Source organism: Aurantimonas sp. E1-2-R+4 (genome assembly GCF_036549515.1).
In the GTDB taxonomy this organism is placed as follows: Bacteria; Pseudomonadota; Alphaproteobacteria; order Rhizobiales; family Rhizobiaceae; genus Aurantimonas; species Aurantimonas coralicida_A.
Window position 1 is genome coordinate 41,622 of sequence record NZ_JAZHLK010000025.1, and the last position, 19,822, is coordinate 61,443.

17 protein-coding genes and 1 pseudogene are annotated in these 19,822 nt (G+C 64.1%); 3 read left to right on the forward strand and 15 right to left on the reverse strand.

All coding sequences use genetic code 11. The features are described from left to right. Positions 1-8 precede the first annotated feature (8 nt). From VQ045_RS12755 to VQ045_RS12815, 13 genes are all read right to left on the reverse strand, one after another. Positions 9-905 (reverse strand): DMT family transporter, encoded by an 897-nt coding sequence (locus VQ045_RS12755; protein ID WP_327622676.1) that lies wholly within the window; start codon positions 903-905, stop codon positions 9-11. Between the two features lie 185 nt (positions 906-1,090). Beyond that, a complete protein-coding gene (locus VQ045_RS12760; protein WP_327622677.1) occupies positions 1,091-2,188 on the reverse strand; it encodes an aminomethyltransferase family protein in 1,098 nt (365 codons plus the stop codon). A gap of 64 nt (positions 2,189-2,252) precedes the next feature. Further along, entirely contained in the window at positions 2,253-3,209 is a 957-nt protein-coding gene (locus tag VQ045_RS12765; protein WP_331830360.1) for an electron transfer flavoprotein subunit alpha/FixB family protein, read from the reverse strand. Between the two features lie 3 nt (positions 3,210-3,212). After that, entirely contained in the window at positions 3,213-3,998 is a 786-nt protein-coding gene (locus tag VQ045_RS12770) for an electron transfer flavoprotein subunit beta/FixA family protein (protein WP_331830361.1), read from the reverse strand. A gap of 21 nt (positions 3,999-4,019) precedes the next feature. Beyond that, the gene (locus tag VQ045_RS12775; RefSeq protein ID WP_331830362.1) at positions 4,020-5,444 is read right to left on the reverse strand and encodes a hypothetical protein; all 1,425 of its coding nucleotides are present in this window, start codon (positions 5,442-5,444) and stop codon (positions 4,020-4,022) included. Next, positions 5,441-7,594, reverse strand: a complete 2,154-nt coding sequence (locus VQ045_RS12780) for a (Fe-S)-binding protein (RefSeq protein ID WP_331830363.1) — start codon at positions 7,592-7,594, stop codon at positions 5,441-5,443. Before VQ045_RS12780 ends, VQ045_RS12775 begins: the two co-directional genes overlap by 4 nt. Before the next feature lie 147 nt (positions 7,595-7,741). Next, on the reverse strand, positions 7,742-9,940 hold the full coding sequence (locus VQ045_RS12785; RefSeq protein WP_331830364.1) for an oxidoreductase: 2,199 nt from the start codon (positions 9,938-9,940) through the stop codon (positions 7,742-7,744). 43 nt (positions 9,941-9,983) lie between these two features. Next, complete coding sequence (locus VQ045_RS12790) at positions 9,984-10,640, reverse strand: hypothetical protein (protein WP_327622683.1); 657 nt, start codon at positions 10,638-10,640, stop codon at positions 9,984-9,986. Next, on the reverse strand, positions 10,591-11,295 hold the full coding sequence (locus VQ045_RS12795) for an ABC transporter ATP-binding protein (RefSeq protein ID WP_442873047.1): 705 nt from the start codon (positions 11,293-11,295) through the stop codon (positions 10,591-10,593). Before VQ045_RS12795 ends, VQ045_RS12790 begins: the two co-directional genes overlap by 50 nt. Continuing rightward, positions 11,288-12,052: an ABC transporter ATP-binding protein gene (locus VQ045_RS12800; protein WP_331830365.1), complete on the reverse strand. Its 765-nt coding sequence runs from the start codon at positions 12,050-12,052 to the stop codon at positions 11,288-11,290. Before VQ045_RS12800 ends, VQ045_RS12795 begins: the two co-directional genes overlap by 8 nt. After that, the gene (locus VQ045_RS12805; RefSeq protein WP_327622686.1) at positions 12,039-13,052 is read right to left on the reverse strand and encodes a branched-chain amino acid ABC transporter permease; all 1,014 of its coding nucleotides are present in this window, start codon (positions 13,050-13,052) and stop codon (positions 12,039-12,041) included. Before VQ045_RS12805 ends, VQ045_RS12800 begins: the two co-directional genes overlap by 14 nt. Further along, entirely contained in the window at positions 13,045-13,965 is a 921-nt protein-coding gene (locus VQ045_RS12810; RefSeq protein WP_327622687.1) for a branched-chain amino acid ABC transporter permease, read from the reverse strand. The genes VQ045_RS12805 and VQ045_RS12810 overlap by 8 nt, the downstream gene beginning before the upstream one ends. 16 nt (positions 13,966-13,981) lie before the next feature. Continuing rightward, complete coding sequence (locus VQ045_RS12815) at positions 13,982-15,274, reverse strand: ABC transporter substrate-binding protein (RefSeq protein ID WP_327622688.1); 1,293 nt, start codon at positions 15,272-15,274, stop codon at positions 13,982-13,984. Between the two features lie 975 nt (positions 15,275-16,249). On the opposite strand from VQ045_RS12815, the gene VQ045_RS12820 reads away from it, so the two are divergent. Together VQ045_RS12820 and VQ045_RS12825 are read left to right on the forward strand one after the other, a co-directional pair. Next, positions 16,250-16,462: a hypothetical protein gene (locus VQ045_RS12820; RefSeq protein WP_331830366.1), complete on the forward strand. Its 213-nt coding sequence runs from the start codon at positions 16,250-16,252 to the stop codon at positions 16,460-16,462. Positions 16,463-16,761: 299 nt separating this feature from the next. Continuing rightward, a pseudogene (locus VQ045_RS12825) lies at positions 16,762-16,956 on the forward strand (pirin-like C-terminal cupin domain-containing protein); the annotation flags it as partial. A 450-nt stretch (positions 16,957-17,406) separates the two neighbouring features. Here VQ045_RS12825 and VQ045_RS12830 read toward each other — a convergent pair. Beyond that, complete coding sequence (locus VQ045_RS12830) at positions 17,407-17,973, reverse strand: IS630 family transposase (protein ID WP_331830367.1); 567 nt, start codon at positions 17,971-17,973, stop codon at positions 17,407-17,409. Here VQ045_RS12830 and VQ045_RS12835 point away from each other — a divergent pair. After that, positions 17,967-18,998 carry an IS110 family transposase gene (locus tag VQ045_RS12835; protein ID WP_331830368.1) on the forward strand — a complete coding sequence of 344 codons (1,032 nt, stop codon included), beginning with the start codon at positions 17,967-17,969 and terminating at the stop codon, positions 18,996-18,998. The two genes, VQ045_RS12830 and VQ045_RS12835, sit on opposite strands and share 7 nt — an antisense overlap. 288 nt (positions 18,999-19,286) lie before the next feature. On the opposite strand, the gene VQ045_RS12840 is transcribed toward VQ045_RS12835, so the two are convergent. After that, the coding region (locus VQ045_RS12840) for a winged helix-turn-helix domain-containing protein (RefSeq protein WP_331830369.1) at positions 19,287-19,822 on the reverse strand (536 nt) is incomplete at its 5' end.

Below are 19,822 nucleotides of genomic sequence, written 5' to 3' on the forward strand. Positions count from 1 at the left end.
GCCTTTGCTCAGGCCCTGCGCTCCGCGAGCGCGTCGACGGCACCGGCGGTCAGGATCATTCCCGTGCCGATCAATTTTTCGATCCCGTAGGGTTCACCCGCCAGCAGCGCCGCGGTGATCGACGCCGCCACGACCTCAAGCATCAGCAAGAGCGCGAGGCGCCCCGGATCCAGCTTTTGCGCGCCCCAGACCATGGTCCACGTGATCGGGATCAGGACGACGACCACGACGCCGAGGGTAAACGGAGCCGCGGCGAATAGCTGGTCGGCGGAGGGCATCGCGAATGCCGGATTCGACAATGCGAACACGAGCGACAACAAGGCGCCGAAAACCAGGCTTAGCCAGGTTTTCTCCATCTCGTATTCGCCCACCACCTTATGGGCGAAGGTGGCTCCGATGGCGAAGACGATCCCGGAGGCGAGGCCCATCCATTCCCCGAGCCCCTGCGGCGACGGCACGCCGGCGCTGAAGTCGAGGATCACCATGGCGCCCGCGAAGCCGAAGGCGATCACCAGGACGCGGAGTAGCGAAAGCCGTTTGTCGAGGAAAACCACTCCCAACACGGTTCCCCAGACCGGCGCGAGGTAGAACAGAAGGGTCACGCGGACGATGTCGGCGGTAATCAACCCGTGTTGATAGGTCGCGAACATGGCGCCGAAAAACACACCGGTCCCCCAGACCATCGCACCCGCCCGCAGCAGACGGCCGGAGCGACCGAGGATGAACGGCGTCAGGCACAGTGCCGCGAGGCCGAGAACGGCAACGCTGGTCCAATCCCCCTTCAGGCCATAGCCGTCGATCACCCGCAGCGGGATCCACCAGCACCCCCAGACCAGCGCCGAAAGGGCAACCGCGACGGACGCCCGAAGGGTGGATGGTGCGGGGGCGACCCAGGTCGCGGTCATTCGTCACCTTTCTTGCCGCCACGGCGCCGACAGCGCCGCGCCTGTGTCAGGCGCCTTGCGGACGCTGTCGGCTTTGAGACAGCAGCATCGTTTCGTCCAAAACCCGAGTCCCCATTTTTGGAACGATGCCGCAAAGCCGAGGCCGGCGAACCGGGAGCCGGTTGGTCGTCGCCGTGGGAGATGCCTCAGCTGTGCGTGCGCGTCTTTTTCGGATCGAAGAAAGGCACCGGCTCGACCGTCACGTCATGCGATTGCTGGTCCCCAGCAAGCTGGAGAACGGTCCCCACCGCCACGTCCGGCCGCAGGTGGACCAGCGCCAGAGACTTCTTCATCCGGTGCGAATAAGCGGGGCTGTTGACAACGCCGACCGCTTCGCCGTCGAGAAGCAGTTTGGCGCCGGCCTCCAGAACTTCGGTCGTCGAGGTGCAGGAAACGCCGGCGAACTTCACTTTCTCCTTGCCCTCGGCGGCAAACAGCGCCTCCCGGCCCATGAAGTCGGGCTTCTTGCGCGAGATCGACCAGTTGAGCCCCACCTCCCAAGGGGTGTTCACCTCGCTCATGTCGTAGGGATAGAACAGCAGCGCCGCCTCGATGCGGATCTTGTCCAGGCAGTTGAACGAACAGGCCATGACGCCGTCCGACTGCCCCGCATCGAGAATGCTCTGCCACAGATGCCCGACGTCGCTCTGATCGGTGAAAATCTCATATCCCCGCTCGCCCGAATATCCGGTCCGCGATAGGATCGCGCTGCGCCCGAACAGCGTGGTCTCGACCTGATGGAAATAGTCGAGTTTATCCAGGTCGACCGGCGTGTGGGCATCGAGCAGCCCCAGGGCTTTCTGCCCCTGGAGCGAAATATCGTGCAATGCGTCGTCGAAGCGAATGTCGGCGTTCCGCCCGCGCCCTGCTTCCTCGAGCCGTGTGGCGCTCTGACCGGCGCCGTGAACGAAGAGATATTTGTTGTCGTCGACGTGGAAAATGATGGTGTCGTCGCAGATCGTCCCGGCATCGGTCAGCACGGGACAATAGGCTGATCTGCCCTTGCCGATCTTGGTCATGTCGCGGGTAGCGATGCGGTCAACCACCGCGAGCGCGTCAGGGCCGGTAATCCAGATCTTCTTGAGCCCGGATACGTCGAACAGGCCGGCCGCCTCGCGCACGGCATCGTGCTCGTCCTCGGTCGAGGTAGCGTAACTCCATGCCACGTCCATGCCGTTCCAGTCATCAAGCCCGGCGCCCAGCGCACGGTGTTCGGATTCGAGTGCGGAAACCCGTCTGGTCATCTGATGTTCCTCCCTTTGCTTGTCTCGATGCGTGGTCCAGCGGGTCTTCCGCCCGTCCGGTGCGCTAGAAATGGTTTTCCAGTTCTTCGGCGATCTCGAACATGTCACCGACGATGCCGTAGCGGGCGATGCTGAAGATCGACGCCTCCGGGTCCGAATTCACCGCCACGATGGTCTCGACGTGCTTCATGCCCCATTGGTGCTGGACCGAACCCGAGATGCCGAGCGCGATGTAGAGCCTGCAACTCGCCGCCAGTTGTCCAGACTGCCCCACCTGGCGGGCCTTCGGCAGCCAGCCGTTATCCGCGATCGGTCGCGAGCAGCCGAGGGTCGCGCCGAGCCGGTCCGCCAGTTCCAGGAACTGCTCGACATTGCCTTCGTCGCCGACCCCGCGGCCGATCGATAAAATGAACTCCGCGCCCGGAACGTCGATCCCGCCGGCGTTCTCGGGTTCCTTCCAGCCGACATGGGACGTGGAGACCGCGCTGGCCGGCGCGTCCATCGCCGTCACCGCCGGTGAGCCGGATCCGCCGGCCGGATCGAACACATTGGTTCGGACGGTGACGAAAACGGTCCGCTTGCCGGGGAAATCCAGATCGACCAGCACCTTTTCGGCGTAACCGGCGCGGGTGGCGACCAATTCGCCGTCCTCGTATCGCAACGCCTGCACGTCGCTGGCGAAGCCAAAACCGAGCTTGGCGGCGGCAGCCGGCGCATACGACCACGCGTCGACGCTGTGCGCGACCGCGATCAGCGCGGGCTCGCGAGCCGCGGCCAAGGCGGCGATCACCGCCTCCAACAGCTCGGGATGAAAATCGTTGGAGCCGGCCTTGACCGCGATCACCTCGTCCACGCCGCTGACCGAAAGATCGCTGACGAAGGCATTCGGATCGGCGGCAAGGATGGCGACCGCGAGCGTGTCCGCCTCGCCTTTGACGCTGTTCGCCGCGGCGATCGCTTCAAGCGAAGCGGGAGCAAACGAGCCGTCGCGTTGTCCGGCAATGACTAAAATCTCGGCCATTCCTCACATCCCCCGCTGTTCTTTGATGATCTCGGCCAGTCGCGCGGCCTGCTCGGCGGCCGATCCCGTGATGATCTCGGCCTGGCCCTTCTCAGGGGCGTACATGCGCCGCACGCGCGAAGCCGGCGCGACGTCGCCGGCGCCAAGGCCGAGATCGCCGAGCCCGAGCTCGTCCACCGGCTTCTGCTTGGCCTGGCGGATGCCGCGCAGGGAAGCGTAGCGCGGCTGGTTGATGCCGAGTTGGATCGACAGAACGGCGGGACACTTCACGGTCATGATCTCTTCGAGCCCACCCTCCAGTTCGCGATGCACGGTCGCGCTCGCCGCCCCGGGCGCGTAGTCGAGTTTCGACACCACCGCCACATGCGGCCAACCCAGCAGGCCGGCGAGCGCAACGCCCGTGGTGGCGTGGCCGAAATCCGACGATTGCGCGCCGGTGAACACCATGTCCGGTGCCTCGCGTTCGACCACCTTTGCCAGCACCTTGGCGATCGCGATGCCGTCGGCGTCCGCAAGCCCCTCGTCCCAGACCCGGATGCCGCGTTCGGCGCCTTTGGCCAGGGCCGTACGCAGGGCGTCATCAGCGTCGGCATCGCCGACGGTGACGACGATGACCTCGCCCCCCTCGCCCGCGTCCTCCTTGATCAGGAGCGCCTCCTCGACGGCGAAATGGTCGAACTCGTTGAGGTCTTTCTCGAAGAAGTCCTCGTCGACATCGCGACCGTCGTCGCGCATCTCGAATTCGTCGTCGAGAATGGCGACCTGTTTAACGGGGACCAGAATCTTCATGGCAACGGCCTCGCTCCATTTTCACGCGTTGATGTGCAGATCGCCTGCGATGGTGTGGGGCGCCGCAAAGAACCGCGCCAGCCGCGCGGAAGCGGCGAAACGGACTTGCGGCTCGGGGTCGTCGAGCAGGCGCTCGATGTGGCGGAGACCCAGCTTCGGATGGTTGGCAAGGACGACGCGGTTCAGCGGATAGGGATCCTCGGCCAGACGCGCGACCACCTCGCAAGGCGCCGCATGATTGAACGCCACGGCGCGGCGCACGTCCTTGTCCGGGTGGCACGCGATGGCCTCGAGCTTGGAGGCCGGTGTCCGCGGGTTGCGCCCCAGGGCACCCAGAACGTCCGGGCCATCGTCCTCCAGCAATCGGTCGATCGCCGCGTCCGGCACGTCTTCGCGCAGAGCGACGCCGGCGCGCACCCACGCCGCCGCGTCGCATGCCAGAACCGACAGCAGCGGCCCGGGGCAGGACGGATTGCGGGCCGCGCCGCGCCGCACCTCCATCACCGGGTCGGCTGCCAGACGGCGCAGAAGATCGTCACAAACCGCCGGATTGCGCGCGATCCACCGGCGTACCCACGCGTCGGGATCGCTGGCCAGCCGGCTCATGACCTTGGCGGAAAGCCGCTCGCGCCGAGCGACGACGCGGCGAACCCTTGGCGAGGGTTCATCCTGCGGATCGTCAAGAAACGCGCCCGACATGACGCAATTGCGAACCGCCGCCGCGCGGACCCTCTCGTCGTCATCGGCGAAAAGGCGGTTCAGCATGGCCGCGCCGAGCCCAGGGTTCGCGGCAAGCTTGCGCCGGATCAACGCATCCGCACTCGCCTCGGCCATTGCGAGAAGGCTGCGAGCGGTGTTCGGATGGGCGGCGACCTCGGCCCGTACATTGCGATCGCCGGTGGCCCACAACGTCTGCAATAGCTCGGCATCGGCAAATGGGCCGTGAGCCGCGTTCCTGTCGATCAGACCATCGCCTGCGGCGACCAGTCGGGCAAGGACGTCGCAAGGCGCATTCGGATTGCCCGCCACGGCCCGGCGCACCGCGATCGACGGATCACCGGCAAGGACGGCGAGCGTCGCGGCCTCCGCTCTTGGATGCGCAGCGACATAGCGCCGGATGCGGTCCGAGGCATCGTCCGCCAGCAGCCGCGCGAGCGTCGACGGCCGGGTCACGGGATTCTTCGCCAGCCGCAACCGGATCGCGGCGTTCGCGTCGACGGAGATTCGCTCGAGCAGATCGGCGGCCGCGTAAGGCGCGGCGGCGAATGTCAGCCTGAGCCGCGGCGTCGCCAGGATCACCGCCTCCAAAGCCTGCCGATCCCGCGCATCGGCATGCGGATAAGCACCGAGCGCGGCGTAGGGATCGCCCGCGTCGAGCAGGCGATCGATCAACGCCCGTAACGCGTCGCCATCGACCATCGTCGCTGTCCCGAACCAGAGGGTCATGCTTGTCCGATCGGTTCTTGTTGCGCGAAATCGGCGCCGGACACTTCATCCGCCATTGCCTCCGCGACCAGTTCGATCAATTCCATGACCCGGAAATTGCTTTCGTTTCCGGTTCCCTTGACGCCGTCCTCCATCATGTTCAGGCACTTCGGGCAGTTGACCACCAGGATTTCCAGCCCGTCGATCTCGGCCGCTTCGGCGGCACGGAGTTCGGCCGGCTTCTTCAATTCCGGTGGATCGGGGAGCCAGATTCGGCCGCCGCCCGCGCCGCAGCAGAACGAATTGTCCTTGCTCCGCCGCATCTCGACGAGGTCCACGCCGAGCTTCGACAACACCTGACGCGGCGGCTCTGCGCCGTCGTTGAGCCGGCCGAGATGACATGGATCGTGGTAGGTGACCCTGTAGGGCAAGGTCTTCGGCGTCGCCACGGCACCCTCGCGGATCAGCCGCTCCAGCATCGCGCTGGCGTGCTCGATGCGAAAAGTCCCGCCGAATTCGGGATATTCGTTCTTGATCGTGTTGAAGGTGTGCGGATCGGTGGTGACGATCGACGTGAACGCACATTCCTTCAAAAGCGCGATATTCGCCTCGGCCAGCGCCTGGAACAAGCCTTCCTCGCCCACCCGGCGGACGTCGTTGCCGGCGGTCTGCTCGTCCTCGTAGAGAATGCCGAAATCGACCTCCGCCGCGTGGAGGATCCGGGCGAAGGTCAGCGTCACCTTCTGCGAGCGTGGATCGAACGAGGCGTAGTCGCCGACATACCAGAGCACGTCGACCGGCTCGGCGCGGGCATCCTTGATGGTGAAGTCGAGAGCTTTCGTCCAGCGTGGCCGCTTGCGCCGGGATTCGCCCAGCGAGTTGCCGGATTTCTGCAGGCTCTTCAAGGTGGTCTGGAGCATCGGATCGAACTCGCCCTCCTCGATCAGGGCGCGGCGCATCTGGACGATCATCGGCAGATGCTCGATGCCGACCGGGCAGATCTCGGTGCAGGCGCCGCAGGTCCGGCAGGACCACAAGGTCTCGGGTCTGATCTGATTGACGCCGTCGCCGATCACCTGAATCGGGCCGGCGGGCATGCGCGCGCCCGACAGCGTATCGTTCGCGAGTTCCCGCAGGCTCAGCACCATGTCGCGTGGCGATAGCGGAAACCCCGACGCGTTTGCCGGGCAAGCCTCGTGGCAGCGGCCGCATTTGGTGCAGGCGTCGAAGTTCAGAAGATATTTGTCCGAGAAGTCGGCGAGTTCGGAAAAGCCGATCTTGTCCTGATCGACATCCGCCGTCGGCAGCCGACGCTTGGCGTCCGGATCGATCGCCATCAGCGCGCCCATGGCCGTGAAGATGTGCTGCACCTTGGTGTATGGAACGAGGCCGATGAAGGCGAGCGCGAGAAGGCCATGGGTCCACCAGAGCCCCATGCGAAAGCCCGCGCCGCCTTCGGGGCCGAGGCCGATCCCTTGCAGGATAGAGGCGGTCACGGCACCGACCGGCGACCACCACCGGTAATCCCAGACCGTCGGATCGCCCTGCAGCCAGACCAGCCGGGAAGCCTCCAGCAAAAAGCCGGTCGCGGCGATCAAGATAAGGGTCCAAAGGAACGCCCAGTCCTCGCGGCGATAGGACGCGCGGTCGTAGTCGGGCTCGTCGGGCGCGCGATCGGGGCGGCGGTAATCCAATTTCGGAAGCGCCAGCCACTTGCGCCGGTACATCATATAAAGAAGGCCGGCGATCAGCCCGACGCCGGCAATGTCCAGGACCAGCGAGAAAACGAGGTAGAACGAGCCGTACCAGAATTTGAGCCCGGTCAACGGTTCGAGGATGTCGTAATCCAACGTGATGATGCTGGTACCGATGAACAGCAGCGCGAAGCCGAAGAAGATCAGGGCGTGCGCCGAGCCCGCCCGGCGCGCCCGCCGCTTGATCGTGCGATGCGAAAGAACCGTCTCGACCATTCGCGCGAAACGCGGCCAGAACGGCGACCATGCGCCGGAACGCACGCCCCTGCGGTATTTCCGGACCTGGACGTAAACGCCGTAGACGAAAGCGGCTATGGCCACGACGGCCGCGACGTAGAAGACGAGGGTCATCCAAACCGGAAAATCCTGAAACAGGATGCGCGTCACGTCCCGCGGGTCGTGTTCGGGGCTGATCATCGTGGCCGCTCCTCCTGATCTCACGGAAACCATCGTCGGGCATCGCGCATCCCGGGCGCCTCGTTCCGGACCCGGACGAGGGTCGCGTGGGCGCGTCGGGGTTCGGGCCGGCCGTCCACCGGCCGGCCCGACTTTCCTCGCAGCGTTCTAGAGCTTCCACTCCTGGCGGTACTCGCCGCCGGGCAGATAAGCCGAGCCCCAGACCGAGGCTTCGCGCTTGTAGGCAAGCGGAAGCTGCGGATTGGCTTCCTCGATCTCGCGAGCGATGCGATGCCCGTCGAAGGTCGCATCGGCCATCAGCTTCGGCGCCCAGGCATCGCCGACCACGTAGATACCCTTGATGTCGTTCGCGGCCCACTCGTCCTTGCGGGCCTTGAGTTCGCGGAACAGCCCATCGTTCGATCGACGCCCCGTGACCAGAACCAGCGTGTCGTACTCGTGCCACTCGTGGGTTCGGTTCTCCACGCGCGGGATCACCCCAGGGCCGCGATACTCCCGCCGGGAGCCGTCGCCCCAGATGTTGTAGATTTCAATCCGGCCGTCCTCGACCTTGGTGACCCAGCTGTCGCCGACGACCCGGACATGCAGCTCGTGCAGGCGGCGGTGCATGTTCGGCGCCTCCAGCGTGAAGTGCATGTATTTGCCGAACCCGACGCCATCGATCACCGACACCTCGTGGCCCTTGGCAGCCAGCATCTCGGCCAATGACGGGCCCATGAAATACGGATCCGCGTTGAGGATCGTGACCCGCTTGCCGACCGCCTTGCCGTCGACCAGGATCTGCTCCGGTGTCGCGTGGTTCGGCTTGCTGGAATCGACGCCCGGAATCGGATCATGGCTGAGCGCGTTGGTGCCGTCGCCGCACCAGGACGAGCCGGTGGCGAGGATCACCTTGTCGGCGCCGTAGGTGAGGACATCGTCCGCTGTCAGCGCCTTGCCGCCGAGCGCCAATTGGCTGTCGCGGTTCTTCTTGACCAGCTTGTCGAGCTGCACTTCGCGATAGTCGCGGTGATAGCCCCACTCGCCGAGCCCCGGCAGCGTCACCACCGTATTGACGTGGCCGCCTACCTTGTCGGCGCTGTCGGCCAGATGGACCACATAGCCGCGTTCCATCAGCACCCGCGCCGCCTCGCCGCCCGCCGGACCGGCGCCGATCACCAGAATGGTGTCGTCGGACCCGGCCTTCTCGAACTTCTCGGGGTGCCAGCCGCGGCGATACTCCTCGCCCGCGGTGGCGTTCTGGGTGCAGATCATCGGCGGTCCGCCGATCTCCCAACGCGAGATGCAAACGTTGCAGCCGATACAGGTCCGCACGTCGTCCATCCGGCCCTCCTCGATCTTCTGCGGCAGGAACGGGTCCGAGATCGACGGGCGCGCGCAGCTGATGATGTCGAGTTCACCGTTTCGGATGACCTCGGCCATCTTTTCCGGATCGGTGAAACGGCCAACGCCCAAAACGGCCTTCTTGGAATGTTGCTTGACGAATTTCTGCCACGGGATCTGGTGGCCCTGGCGATAAAATCGCGACGGACCGGCATCCTCGCCCCATTCGGCGATGTCGCCGACCTTGATGTCCCAGACATCGACCAGATCGTCCGCGAGCTGAATGAACTTGATGCCGTCGACCTCGACCTCGACACCGGCGGTGCCGTAGAGCGAGTCGATCGCGAAACGCGAGGCGATGGCGCAGTCGTTCCCGACCGCTTTCTTCACCTGTTCCAGGGTCTCGACCCAGAACCGGGCGCGGTTCTCGAATGCGCCGCCGTACTTGTCGGTGCGCTTGTTGTGGTAGGGCGACAGGAACTGCACCGGCAGATAGGCGTGGCCGCCATAGACATTGACGATGTCGAAGCCTGCGTCGCGCGAGCGGAGCGCCGCGTCGACATAATACTGCTGGACCTGACGAATGTCGTCATGGTCCATCTCGTGGCAGTAGGTCAGGGTCTCGAATTCCGAGGCGTACTGGGTGGCGCCGCGCGGCGTGCAGCGGGTCTCCATGCAAGGCGCGTGCGACGAGCCATACCACAGCTCGACGCCGGCCAGCGCGTCGTGCCTGTGGATCTCGTCGGTCATCGCCCGCAGGTTGCGCACGTCGCCTTCGTCCCAGATCCGCGCCGAGACGCGGTGGGTATCGTCGGATTCCGGGTGGATCGAGCAATATTCGGTGTTGATGGCCCCCCAGCCACCCTCGGCCTTGACGCCGCGATGCGCCGCCTGGAAGCCCGGCTTGTCCGACCCCGCCCCGATGCAGTGCGGACTCTGATGGAACCGGTTCTTCATCACCTTCGGACCGATCTGGATCGGCTCGAAAAGGATATCGTATTTGGCCGGTCGCTTGTCTGCCATCGTGTTTCTCCCCTGAATTGGCGGCCTGAGGCCTCTTGCTGCGTTAGTCTTTGTTCTCCGGCTTTGTTGTCAGGCCCGTGCTGATCATCAGTGCCGCGGCCAGGAATTTTCTCGGGTCGTCGAAGACCGGCAGCTTCTCCGCCCGCCAGCGATCGTGGAGGCGGCAGACCGGTGGTTCGCCACGTTCGAGGGCGGCGAGCGCCTCGGCGGCCTCTCGGGCGAAGGCCTTCATCCGGGTGCGCGTGCTCTGCTGATACGTGTCCCAATGCTTCGCCTCCATGCGCAGGTGGAACAGCGAGGAGCGGGCACGACGGGCGATCCGCATGCCGGCGATAAAGCTGTCCGCCCCGCTCCAAAGCCCGCGCGCGCGGGCATAGAGCCGGTGGGCGCGCGCTTCCTGGCCGGACAGTCGCTCCGCCAGGGCGGCGTTGGCGAGGCTGGTCGCATAGCGCGGATCGGAGCGGCGGAACCTCCAAAAGGCGAGGCGTCGGGCCCGGCGCCAGAGCCGGATCGCCTGATCCGCGTCGCCGGACCGCCAAGCAGCCTCGGCGTCCTCCTGCAGCCGCTCCCAGCGCAGATCGGCGCGGCGCCAGCCGGCGGCGCGGGCTGCCTTCTCCTCGCGGTTCCGCTTCTCGTCTGACGCCGCGGCGTCAGAAACCGAGATACGCGGCGCGGACATGGTCGTTGTCGTGAAGTTCATCTGCGGGTCCTTCAAGCGCCATGGCGCCGGTCTCGAGCACGTAGGCGTAGTCGGCCAGGTCGAGCGCGAGCTCGGCATTCTGCTCGACCAGCACGACCGTCACGCCTTCCTTCCCGATCTGTTCGACGATCCGGGCAATCTGTTCGACGATCACCGGGGCGAGGCCCATCGACGGCTCGTCCATCAGCAGGAGCTTCGGCCGGCTCATCAGCGCGCGGCCGATCGCCAGCATCTGCTGCTCGCCGCCCGAAAGCGTCTGCGCGCGCTGGCGCCGCCGCTCGCGGAGCCGCTCGAAGCGGACATAGATGCCGTCCAGATCGGCGGCGATGGCCGCCTTGTCGCGTCGCAAGAAGGCGCCGGTGCGCAGGTTCTCCTCGACGGTGAGATCGGGAAATATCCGGCGCCCTTCCGGCACATGGGCGATGCCGAGAGCGACGATGCGGTCCGGCGGCAGCCTGTCGATCCGCTCGCCGCGGAAGCGGATTTCGCCGGCAGTGAGCTTGGCGAGACCGGAAATGGCCCGCAGCGTCGTCGTCTTGCCGGCGCCGTTGCCGCCGATGATGGTGACGATGGCGCCTTCGGGGATGGTCATGGAGACGCCGCGCAATGCCGCGACCTTGCCGTAGCTCACGGCGGCGCCGTCGATCTCAAGCAACATGGCGCGCACCTCCGAGATAGGCCCTGATCACCTCCGGATGATTGCGGATTTCGCTCGCCGTGCCCTCGGCCAGAAGCTTGCCGAAATTCATGCAGGTGATGCGGTCGCAAAGTCCCATGATCGCGTGCATGTCGTGCTCGACCAGAAGGATGGTCACGCCCGAGGCATTCAGCTTGCGCATCAGCGCCATCATCGCCCTCGTCTCCTCCGGATTCATGCCGGTGAAGGGCTCGTCGAGCAGCACCATTTCCGGTGCCGAGGCCAGCGCCACCGCCATGCCGAGCGCGCGTTGATGGCCGTGCGAGAGGTCGCCCGCGCGCTCCTGCGCATGGTCGGCGAGACCGAAGAAATCGAGTGCCCGCTCGGCCGTCTCGCGCGCCGCGCGGCGTTCGGCACGGTCGGTTCCCAAGAGCGCGGTGTGAAGCGCCGGAAAATGCTGCATGTGCGTGCCGACCAGGGCGTTCTCGACGACGCTCAATTCGGCGAACAGCGTCGAGTGCTGGAAGGTGCGGACCAGCCCCTTCCGCGCCACTCGGAACATCGGCAGGCCCGAAATCTCCTCGCCCTTGAAACGGACATGACCGGAACTCGGTGTGTAGAATCCCGAGATCATGTTGAAGGTGGTGGTCTTGCCGGCGCCGTTCGGACCGATCAGGCCGTGGATCGTGCCCTTTTCGACCATGAATGACAGTGCGTCCACCGCGATCAGGCCACCGAAACGCATGGTGAGCTGGTCGACTTCAAGAAGCGTCATGGGCCGCCTCCATATCCGTGGCTTTCGCACCCGCCGCCGGTCGCGTGTCGGCGCGCTTCGTCGCTTGCGTGAACCGCTGTACCAGGCTCTCGAGCCCCTTCGGCAGGAACAGCACCGAGGCGATCAGCACGAGGCCGTAGATCAGCGGCCGCCACTGCTCGAAGCCGATCTCGCGGAGCACGATCTCATTCAGCACAGTCAGCGCGATGCAGCCCAGGATCGGGCCATAGAAGGTCGCCGTGCCACCGACGATCGCCCAGGTCAGCACGAACACCATCATCTCGACGTCGAAGCTGTTCGGATTGATGGTGCCGATATAATGCGCCAGCAGCGCGCCCGAGAGTCCGGCAAATCCGCTGGCGATGACGAAGGCCAGCGTGCGCCAGGCGCGAACATTGACGCCGGCCGCCCCCGCAAGCTTGTCCTGCCAGTGGACGGCATGGAAGGTCAGCCCGACGGGCGAGCGCTCGATCCGCCACAAGACCCACAGCGAGGCGCCCACCACCACAAGGGCGAGGTAATAATAGCTGACCGGCTCGAAGAAATCGAAACGCAGCCACCCGAGGTCGAGGTCCGGCACCCCCTCGATCCGCTTCAACCCCTTGGGCCCGCCGAAGGGCTCGCGAAACCGCTTCCAGAGCAGGCGGATGATCTCGCCGGCGGCGAAGGACCCGATCAGGAAATAGAAGCCCTTCATCCGAAACAGCGGGAAACTCAATACCAACGCGACGGCCGCGGCGGTCAGCGCCCCGAGTATCGCCGAAACCGGCACCCAGATTCCGAAATGCTTGGAATACAGCGCCGAGGCGTAGGCGCCGACACCCATGATGACGACATGACCCAGCGACCATTCGCCGGTCAGCGTCAGCAGGCGATAAGAGGCGACCAGCAATACGTTGATGGTCAGAAAGACCAGGATTTCCTGCTGTGAGTAGGACAGCGCGTGGGGCACGAGGATGAGAAGCGCCGCCAGCGCGATCCATGCGAGCCCCTTAAGCACGGTCCACCGTCCCGAAGAGGCCCGTCGGTTTCACGATCAGCACGAGCAACATCAGCCCAAGCCCCACGATATCGGCGATCACCCCGTCCCAGAACGTCGTGACGAAGGTATGGATGAAGGCGTAGGCGACCGCCGCCACCACCGCCCCCTCCAGCGAGCCAACCCCGCCGACGATGATCACGATGAAGGCGGTGATGATGACGCTGTGGCCCATATACGGGTTGACGCTGACCAGCGGCGCCGACAGCGCGCCCGCCACCCCGGCCAGCGCCGCGCCGATGAACATGGCGATGCGCGCGGTCTGGTTGATCGCGATGCCCTGCAAGGCCGCCGCCTCCGGATCCTGGGCACTGGCGCGCAGCGCCCAGCCGAAACGGGTTTTCTTCAAGAACAGCCAGAGCGCGGTCAGCAGCACGATCGCGGCGATCACGACATAGAGTCGCTGAACCGGAAAGCGGACCCTTTCGAAAAAGATGATGACGTCCTGGGTCACCGGCGGGACATGCTCCATGCGCACTCCGAAGAGCAGCACGGCCGCCGCCTGCAGGACCATGAGGAAGCCGATCGAGGCGACGAGCCCCCCGAGCGGGTTGTCGCGGAGCGGACGAAACAGCGCCCGCTCCATGGCAAGCCCGAGAATGCCGACGAAGACAAGCCCCGCAGCGACCGCGATCGGGAACGGGACGGCGAGGTCCGCATAGAGCGCCACCACCGCATAGGCACCGGCCATGAACAGTTCGCCATGGGCGAAATTGATGACCCCCATCACGCCGAAGATCAGCACGAGCCCGACGGCCACCAGCGACATGTAGCTGGCGGCATAGATCGCATTCAGTCCGGTTTGCAGAAGCAGGTCCATGGCTCGGCAGATCGCGACAGGAGAGAAGAAGCGGCGGACCGTCAGGTCCGCCATCGGGCCGGCGCCGGCGTCAGCCGCGCTGGTTCCACATCTGGCCGTAGGCCTCCATGTGCTTCTTCAGGAGTTCGCCGTGCTTGTCGTACCAGGCGGGGATGCTCCGGAACTCCTTGATCACCGCCTTGCCGTTCTCGATCCGCACCACGGGCCAGTCTCCGACCAGCGCGTTGTCGATGCCGAACAGGTCCTTGCCCCACCATTCGGCCTCGCCGAAAGCGTGCTTGCCGACCTGTTTCATGGCGGCGAGCACCGCGTCGGGCTCGGCGCTACCGGCAGTCTCGGCCGCGGCCTTCCAAAGGTCCATGATCGAGGCATATTCCCAGGAAACCGCGCCCCACTCGCCCGGATGGCGTTCGTTGTAGACCTCGTAGAACTTGTTGGCGTCCTTGAAGTTGATGTTGTCGGCATTGAGCGCAGGGTCGTCGAAGTCCGGAAACTGGAAGATGAAGCCTTCCATGAACTCCTTCGAGGTCTTCTCGATAATCTGGTCGTAGAAGTCGGCGGTGCAGGAGATGATCTGCCCCTTGTAGCCTTGCTGGAACAGCTGCTCGCAGATCGGATGGACATAGTCGGCGTAAGAGGTGTCGAGACAAACGATATCCGGGTTGTTGGCGATCAGCTTGGTGACCACGGGCGCGAAGTCGGTGGTCGCCGGATCGAACAAGAGCGGCTCCTCCTGCATCTCGATCCCGGCCGCCTCGAAAGCCGCCAGATAGGTGGCGACCGACGGCAGTCCCAGCGCGTCGTCCTGAGCACACATCACCGCCGTCTTCAGGCCGGGATTGTTCTCGGTCAGCCACTCGACGCCGGTGACGTTGTAGATCGGGTGGACCTCGGCCGGCGCCACCAGCGTCGTGGTGTCGGGCGATAGGTCGGAGGGCAGCAGCGTCGAGAACAGCATACCGGTCTTGTCGGCTACCGGCTGGGCGCCCGGCCAGGTATCGCCGCCCAACATCATGACGAATTTGACCTCGTCCTCCCGGATCAACTGTGTCGCACCGGTGCGCGCCTTGGCAGGGTCGTATTCGTTGTCGTAGCCGACGAATTCGATCTTATAATCCCCATCGGCCAGCTTCACCCCGCCCGCCTCGTTGACCCATTCGGCCCAGATCCGGCAGCCGTCGAGCCCTGGCTTGCCCCAGGCGGCCACCGGCCCCGTGAGCGGCGCCAAAAAGCCGATCTTGATGACCTTTTCCTGGGCGAACGCACGAACCGACAGCCCGGACGCCGCGACCGCGCCCAATGCGGCCGTGGCGCCGAGAAGTTTTCTCCGCGTCCAATCAAGCTTGAGAGTCTTGGTAACCATGACAGTCCTCCCTTTGCGTCGCATGGCCTCTTTTTCACCGGCCGATGCGACATCCCTTCGACACCGTTTTTCTTTTTTGATCCGATTACGGACCAATTTATCGGTTTTTGGGCTGATCTGTGGAAAAATCTATCATCGATCTGATCCAATTTCAACCAAATCTAGTCATTTTCCGAAATTGGTTGATTCATGCCCGATCAGCGAGGAACGGCTTTAGGCGGTGCAACCGTCAGTAACGCTATGAATCAGCCATTGTCGGATGGGGCAAAAACCGAGATGCACGGTTCGATTTTGGATCAACTGGGGGTGATGGCGCGCAAATGGCCTGCCCCCAATGGCCGGATGACCGTTGATCGCGCGAATCCGAACCGTGGCGGGACGAGACCACTGCCGTAGTGGCGCCCGCCGCAACGACCGGGTTGACGGTCAACGATCCGGCAGCGATCGCTAACAGTCCGCGATCCCAGCCTCGGACGAGCCCGAACCTTTCCCACCCGCCGCCGGCAGCAGGAATGGCGTGGCTCACGGAAGTCGAGATCAGACGCGTCAGATCACGCCTGCATCAGGCTCGGGCGTGCCGCTCCCAAAGCAGCCCATCAACGCGGACCGCGCCGATCTTCGCCGGATCCCGGTAGCGCCATCCGCACAAATACCACATCCCTGACCAAACCTCTGTCGCAGCTGAAACCGTCTTCGAAGCCGTCCCTTGGCGTGAGGTAATGAGCGGCGCGGTACCGAGATTCGGTTGCCGGCGCGCTTCGCCGTGATCCGGCGATGATCATCGTCCACTCGTTGCCTGAGCGCGTCATGCTCCCGATTTGCGCGTCGACGACGGAAGAGGACGATCAGAGAAACGGATCGTCGAGCGTCGGATCACCGCTCCGTTTTCCTCGACTATGGTACGCTTACGGTGAAGGCCGCCTTGCGAATGTTGGAGTATGGGTGTTTCATATTACGCTCGAAGCGTGATGCGTGATGACTAACCAGTTTCGTGACGTACCGATGCATCCTCATCTGATCGAGCAGGGATTTCTGGTATTTGCCAAGGCGAGCGCGACCGGGCCAATGGTCATGGAGAGGTATGGTGAACCGCCGGTGGTTCGAGTGGGGCGGCGTCAGCGTGATGAGATGGTAGTGGAGACCACCGTTCCGCGCGATATTTATCAAGTGATCCCGATTTCGCGGTAGAGACTTTTCCATGGGCCAGTCCGGGCAGCCAAACCAAAAGGGCATGGATGTCGCCGCGACGTTCTTCGGGTACTTGATGTCCGAGTAAGGTGCCGGTCGTAGACCTCGACGACGGCTATCTCCATCTCGTGGGCCTGATGACTGGGCGTTCCACGGATCTCTCTGAACATAAAAGTAAGGAGGGTCGGCTCGAACCCATCCGCGATACGTTCTTCTGCCATTGTCGCAAAGGCATTCACGAGAAGCTTTGCCGGGGTCATGCTGTCTGTGTAGGGCGGTGAGAAAGTAGGCCACGAAGCGGCGCGCAGATGGACGGTCCGCGCTACATCTGGTGGAACTTCGTGTCCTCGCGCCCCGAGCGTATCGAGCAGGCCAAGGAAGAATGGCGCCGGGGCCGCTTCGAGACGGTGCCAGGTGACGAGGAGGAGTTCATCCCCTTGCCCGAGAACGCGCGGCAGGTGATGCGCGCCGAAGGCGGGGTGCACTACCCGTGAGCCCTCGCCTTGCCGCGTCGGCTGTCGCGCTTGTAACGGTGTCCCGCTGCCCCGGTCTTTGCCGCCGACGAGCCCACCATGCTCGAGCTCGCCGGAATAGAGACTGTCGGGCGGACACCGCTTCAGCCTGCAGCAACCGGCTGACACTATACGCCAGCAGCGGGATAGACGACCTTGTTCTGCGCTGTTCTTTGTGCGCCTGGCGTCGGCACACCCGTGTGTACCAGGAGGCGGTTACGAAAGCCTTGCTATGCAGTAACCCCTTTGTAGAAAGGGTTTGGATCAAGTTCTGGCGGAGAGGGGGGGAGAAGGACCTCGTTTCCCCCGCTCAAGCATTCCAGGTGTTCTCGCCGAAGGAAGTCTCGCGACCCCCATCATGACTGTACCATGAGAACGTACCAATGGCAGGAGTTTCAAACGCGCGAGAAGACTTATACCAACTCCCATTGATCAGAACCCATGAGCCCATTGGCGCATTCCGATGGACATGATGCGCCAGGGTTGGGCTTCGATGTTTCGCCAAGCGCGGCAGGCATGGTCGAGGATGTCGTCGTAGGATTGGAAGATGCGGTTCGACAGCCAGTTGTCGCGTATGAACTGCCAGAGGTTCTCGACCGGGTTCAGTTCGGGCGCCTTGGGCGGCAGCGGCATCAAAGTAATGTTGTGGGGGATGGGGAGCTTCGGCGTCATGTGCCAGCCGGCCTGATCAAGCAGGACGACGGCGTGGGCGCCAGGCGCGACGTTGCGGGAGATCTCGGCGAGATGACATGCCATGGCGTGGGTGTCGCAGCGGGGCATGACGAGTGCGGCGCCCGCGCCCCGCTTCGGGCAGATCGCCCCGAACAGGTAGGCCGAGGCGGTGCGCTGGTCTCTGGGAGCCGAGGGTCGCGTTCCCCGTTTTGCCCAGCGGCGGGTGATCGGGTTCTTTTGGCCCACCCGCATCTCGTCTTGTGGGATGGTTCGCCTCCTCCTCGGCGGATATTTTCGCCGTCTCAACAAGGAGGCATGACATGACATTCAAGCAAATCGGCATCGATATCGGCAAAAACAGCTTCCACGTCGTCGGCCTTGGCACCGATGGCGACATCGTGCTGCGAAAGCAATTTACCCGTTCGCGGCTGCTGGCGTTTTTCGGTGATCGGCGCCGCGAGTGCCTGCGCGTTGCATTCGAGACGTGTTCAGGCGCGCATTGGCTTGCCCACCAACTGATCGCGATGGGACATGACGTCAAGCTGCTGACCCCGGAGAGCGTGCGGCCCTTCGCAAAAGCGCAGAAGAATGATTGGAACGATGCGCTGGCAATTGCCGAAGCCGCGCAACGGCCGGGCCGCCATGCGGTCGGGGTCAAATCCGAGGAACAGCTGGACATGCAGGCGCTCCACCGTGTGCGCCAACGGCTGGTAACGGCGCGAACCTCGATCATCAATCAGCTCCGCGGCCTGTTGCGCGAACGCGGCCTGGTGATCCCGTCAGGGCGGGCGCGTTTCGAACGCTACATTCAGACGGAATTGATGGAGGTCGGAAAGGTCGATCTTTCTGCGGTTTCGCGGGCGCTCTTCGAAACGCTCATTGCCGAATACACGATGATCGACGCTCGCGTTTCCAAGATCGACGACGAACTGGAAGCCTTCGCCAAATCCAATCCTGTCTGCCGGGCCTTGCTTCCCATTCCGGGCATCGGCGTGATCGTTGCGACAGCCCTTTACAGCGCCGTCGCGAATATCTCTGACTTCCGAACAGGGCGAGATCTCGCCGCGTTCCTCGGACTTGTGCCCAGACAGCGCTCGACCGGAGGCAAGACGATCTTGCTCGGGATATCGAAACGCGGAAACACCTACGTTCGAACGCTGATGATCCACGGCATGCGATCGGCATTTTACAATCGCAAAAAGCGGGAAAGTCGAATGGCGGAGTTTATGGAACGGCTTTGCGCACGGGGCATGCACACCAACAAGATCGTCGTCGCGAGCGCCAACAAGGTCGCCCGGATCGTCTGGGCGGTTTTATCCAGGAATAAACCCTTTCAGCCTATCGCCGCCTGAAGGCGCGAGGCTGAACGACTTGCGAGAAGAGGCCAATGGCACCGTGATTTGATCGGATGTGCAGCCTGATGGTTCCAGTAGATCGCCTTGCTTCGACCGGGACATGCAAAACCTGGTGGTGGCTGCAGATCAAAAAGTCTGATCGTCTTGTAAGGAACGCATCCCAGCGGCTCCCATTGTGGCTCGGGCAATCGCCCACGAACAAGCCGGATACGCTGAAGCAGGGTCTTCTGGGGCTATCGTTTCTTCTTGCAAACCGGAGGCGAACCATACACTGGAACCAGACTTCTACGGGCTTGCCGGCGGCCTCGCTCGCCGCGATCTTTGCCAGCGCAGTGAGGAAGTCTTTTTAAAAGCGTCGAGTTCGAACTCATTCTGCGCGTGATGGCGTGGGCGGGCAGAGAGTTTGCGGTAGCCCATGGCCCGCAGTTCGCGGCTCAGCGTTTGCACGCTTATGGGGATGCGGAACTCCTCGAACACCCATTGCGCCAGGTCTACGAGCCGCCAGCGCACCACCCCGTCGACGGCCGGGATCGGGCCCGCCTCAAGCTTGCCCGCCAGAGCCTGCCGCTCGTCCGGCCCTAGCCGCGAGGGCGCGCCGGGCGACTTGCGGTCCAGGAGACCGTCCAGGCCCTCGGCGTTGAAACGCACGACCCAGTCCCGCACGATCTGGCGCGTCACGTCTCCGACCTTGGCCGCATCGCTGCGCGTGCCGCCCTCGTAGATCGTCGCCAGTGCCAAAAGCCGGCGGGTCTGAGATGCGTCCCGAGAACGCCGAGCAGCCTGGCGAAGTGTGTTCGTATCGAAGTCAGAGCGAAGCGGAA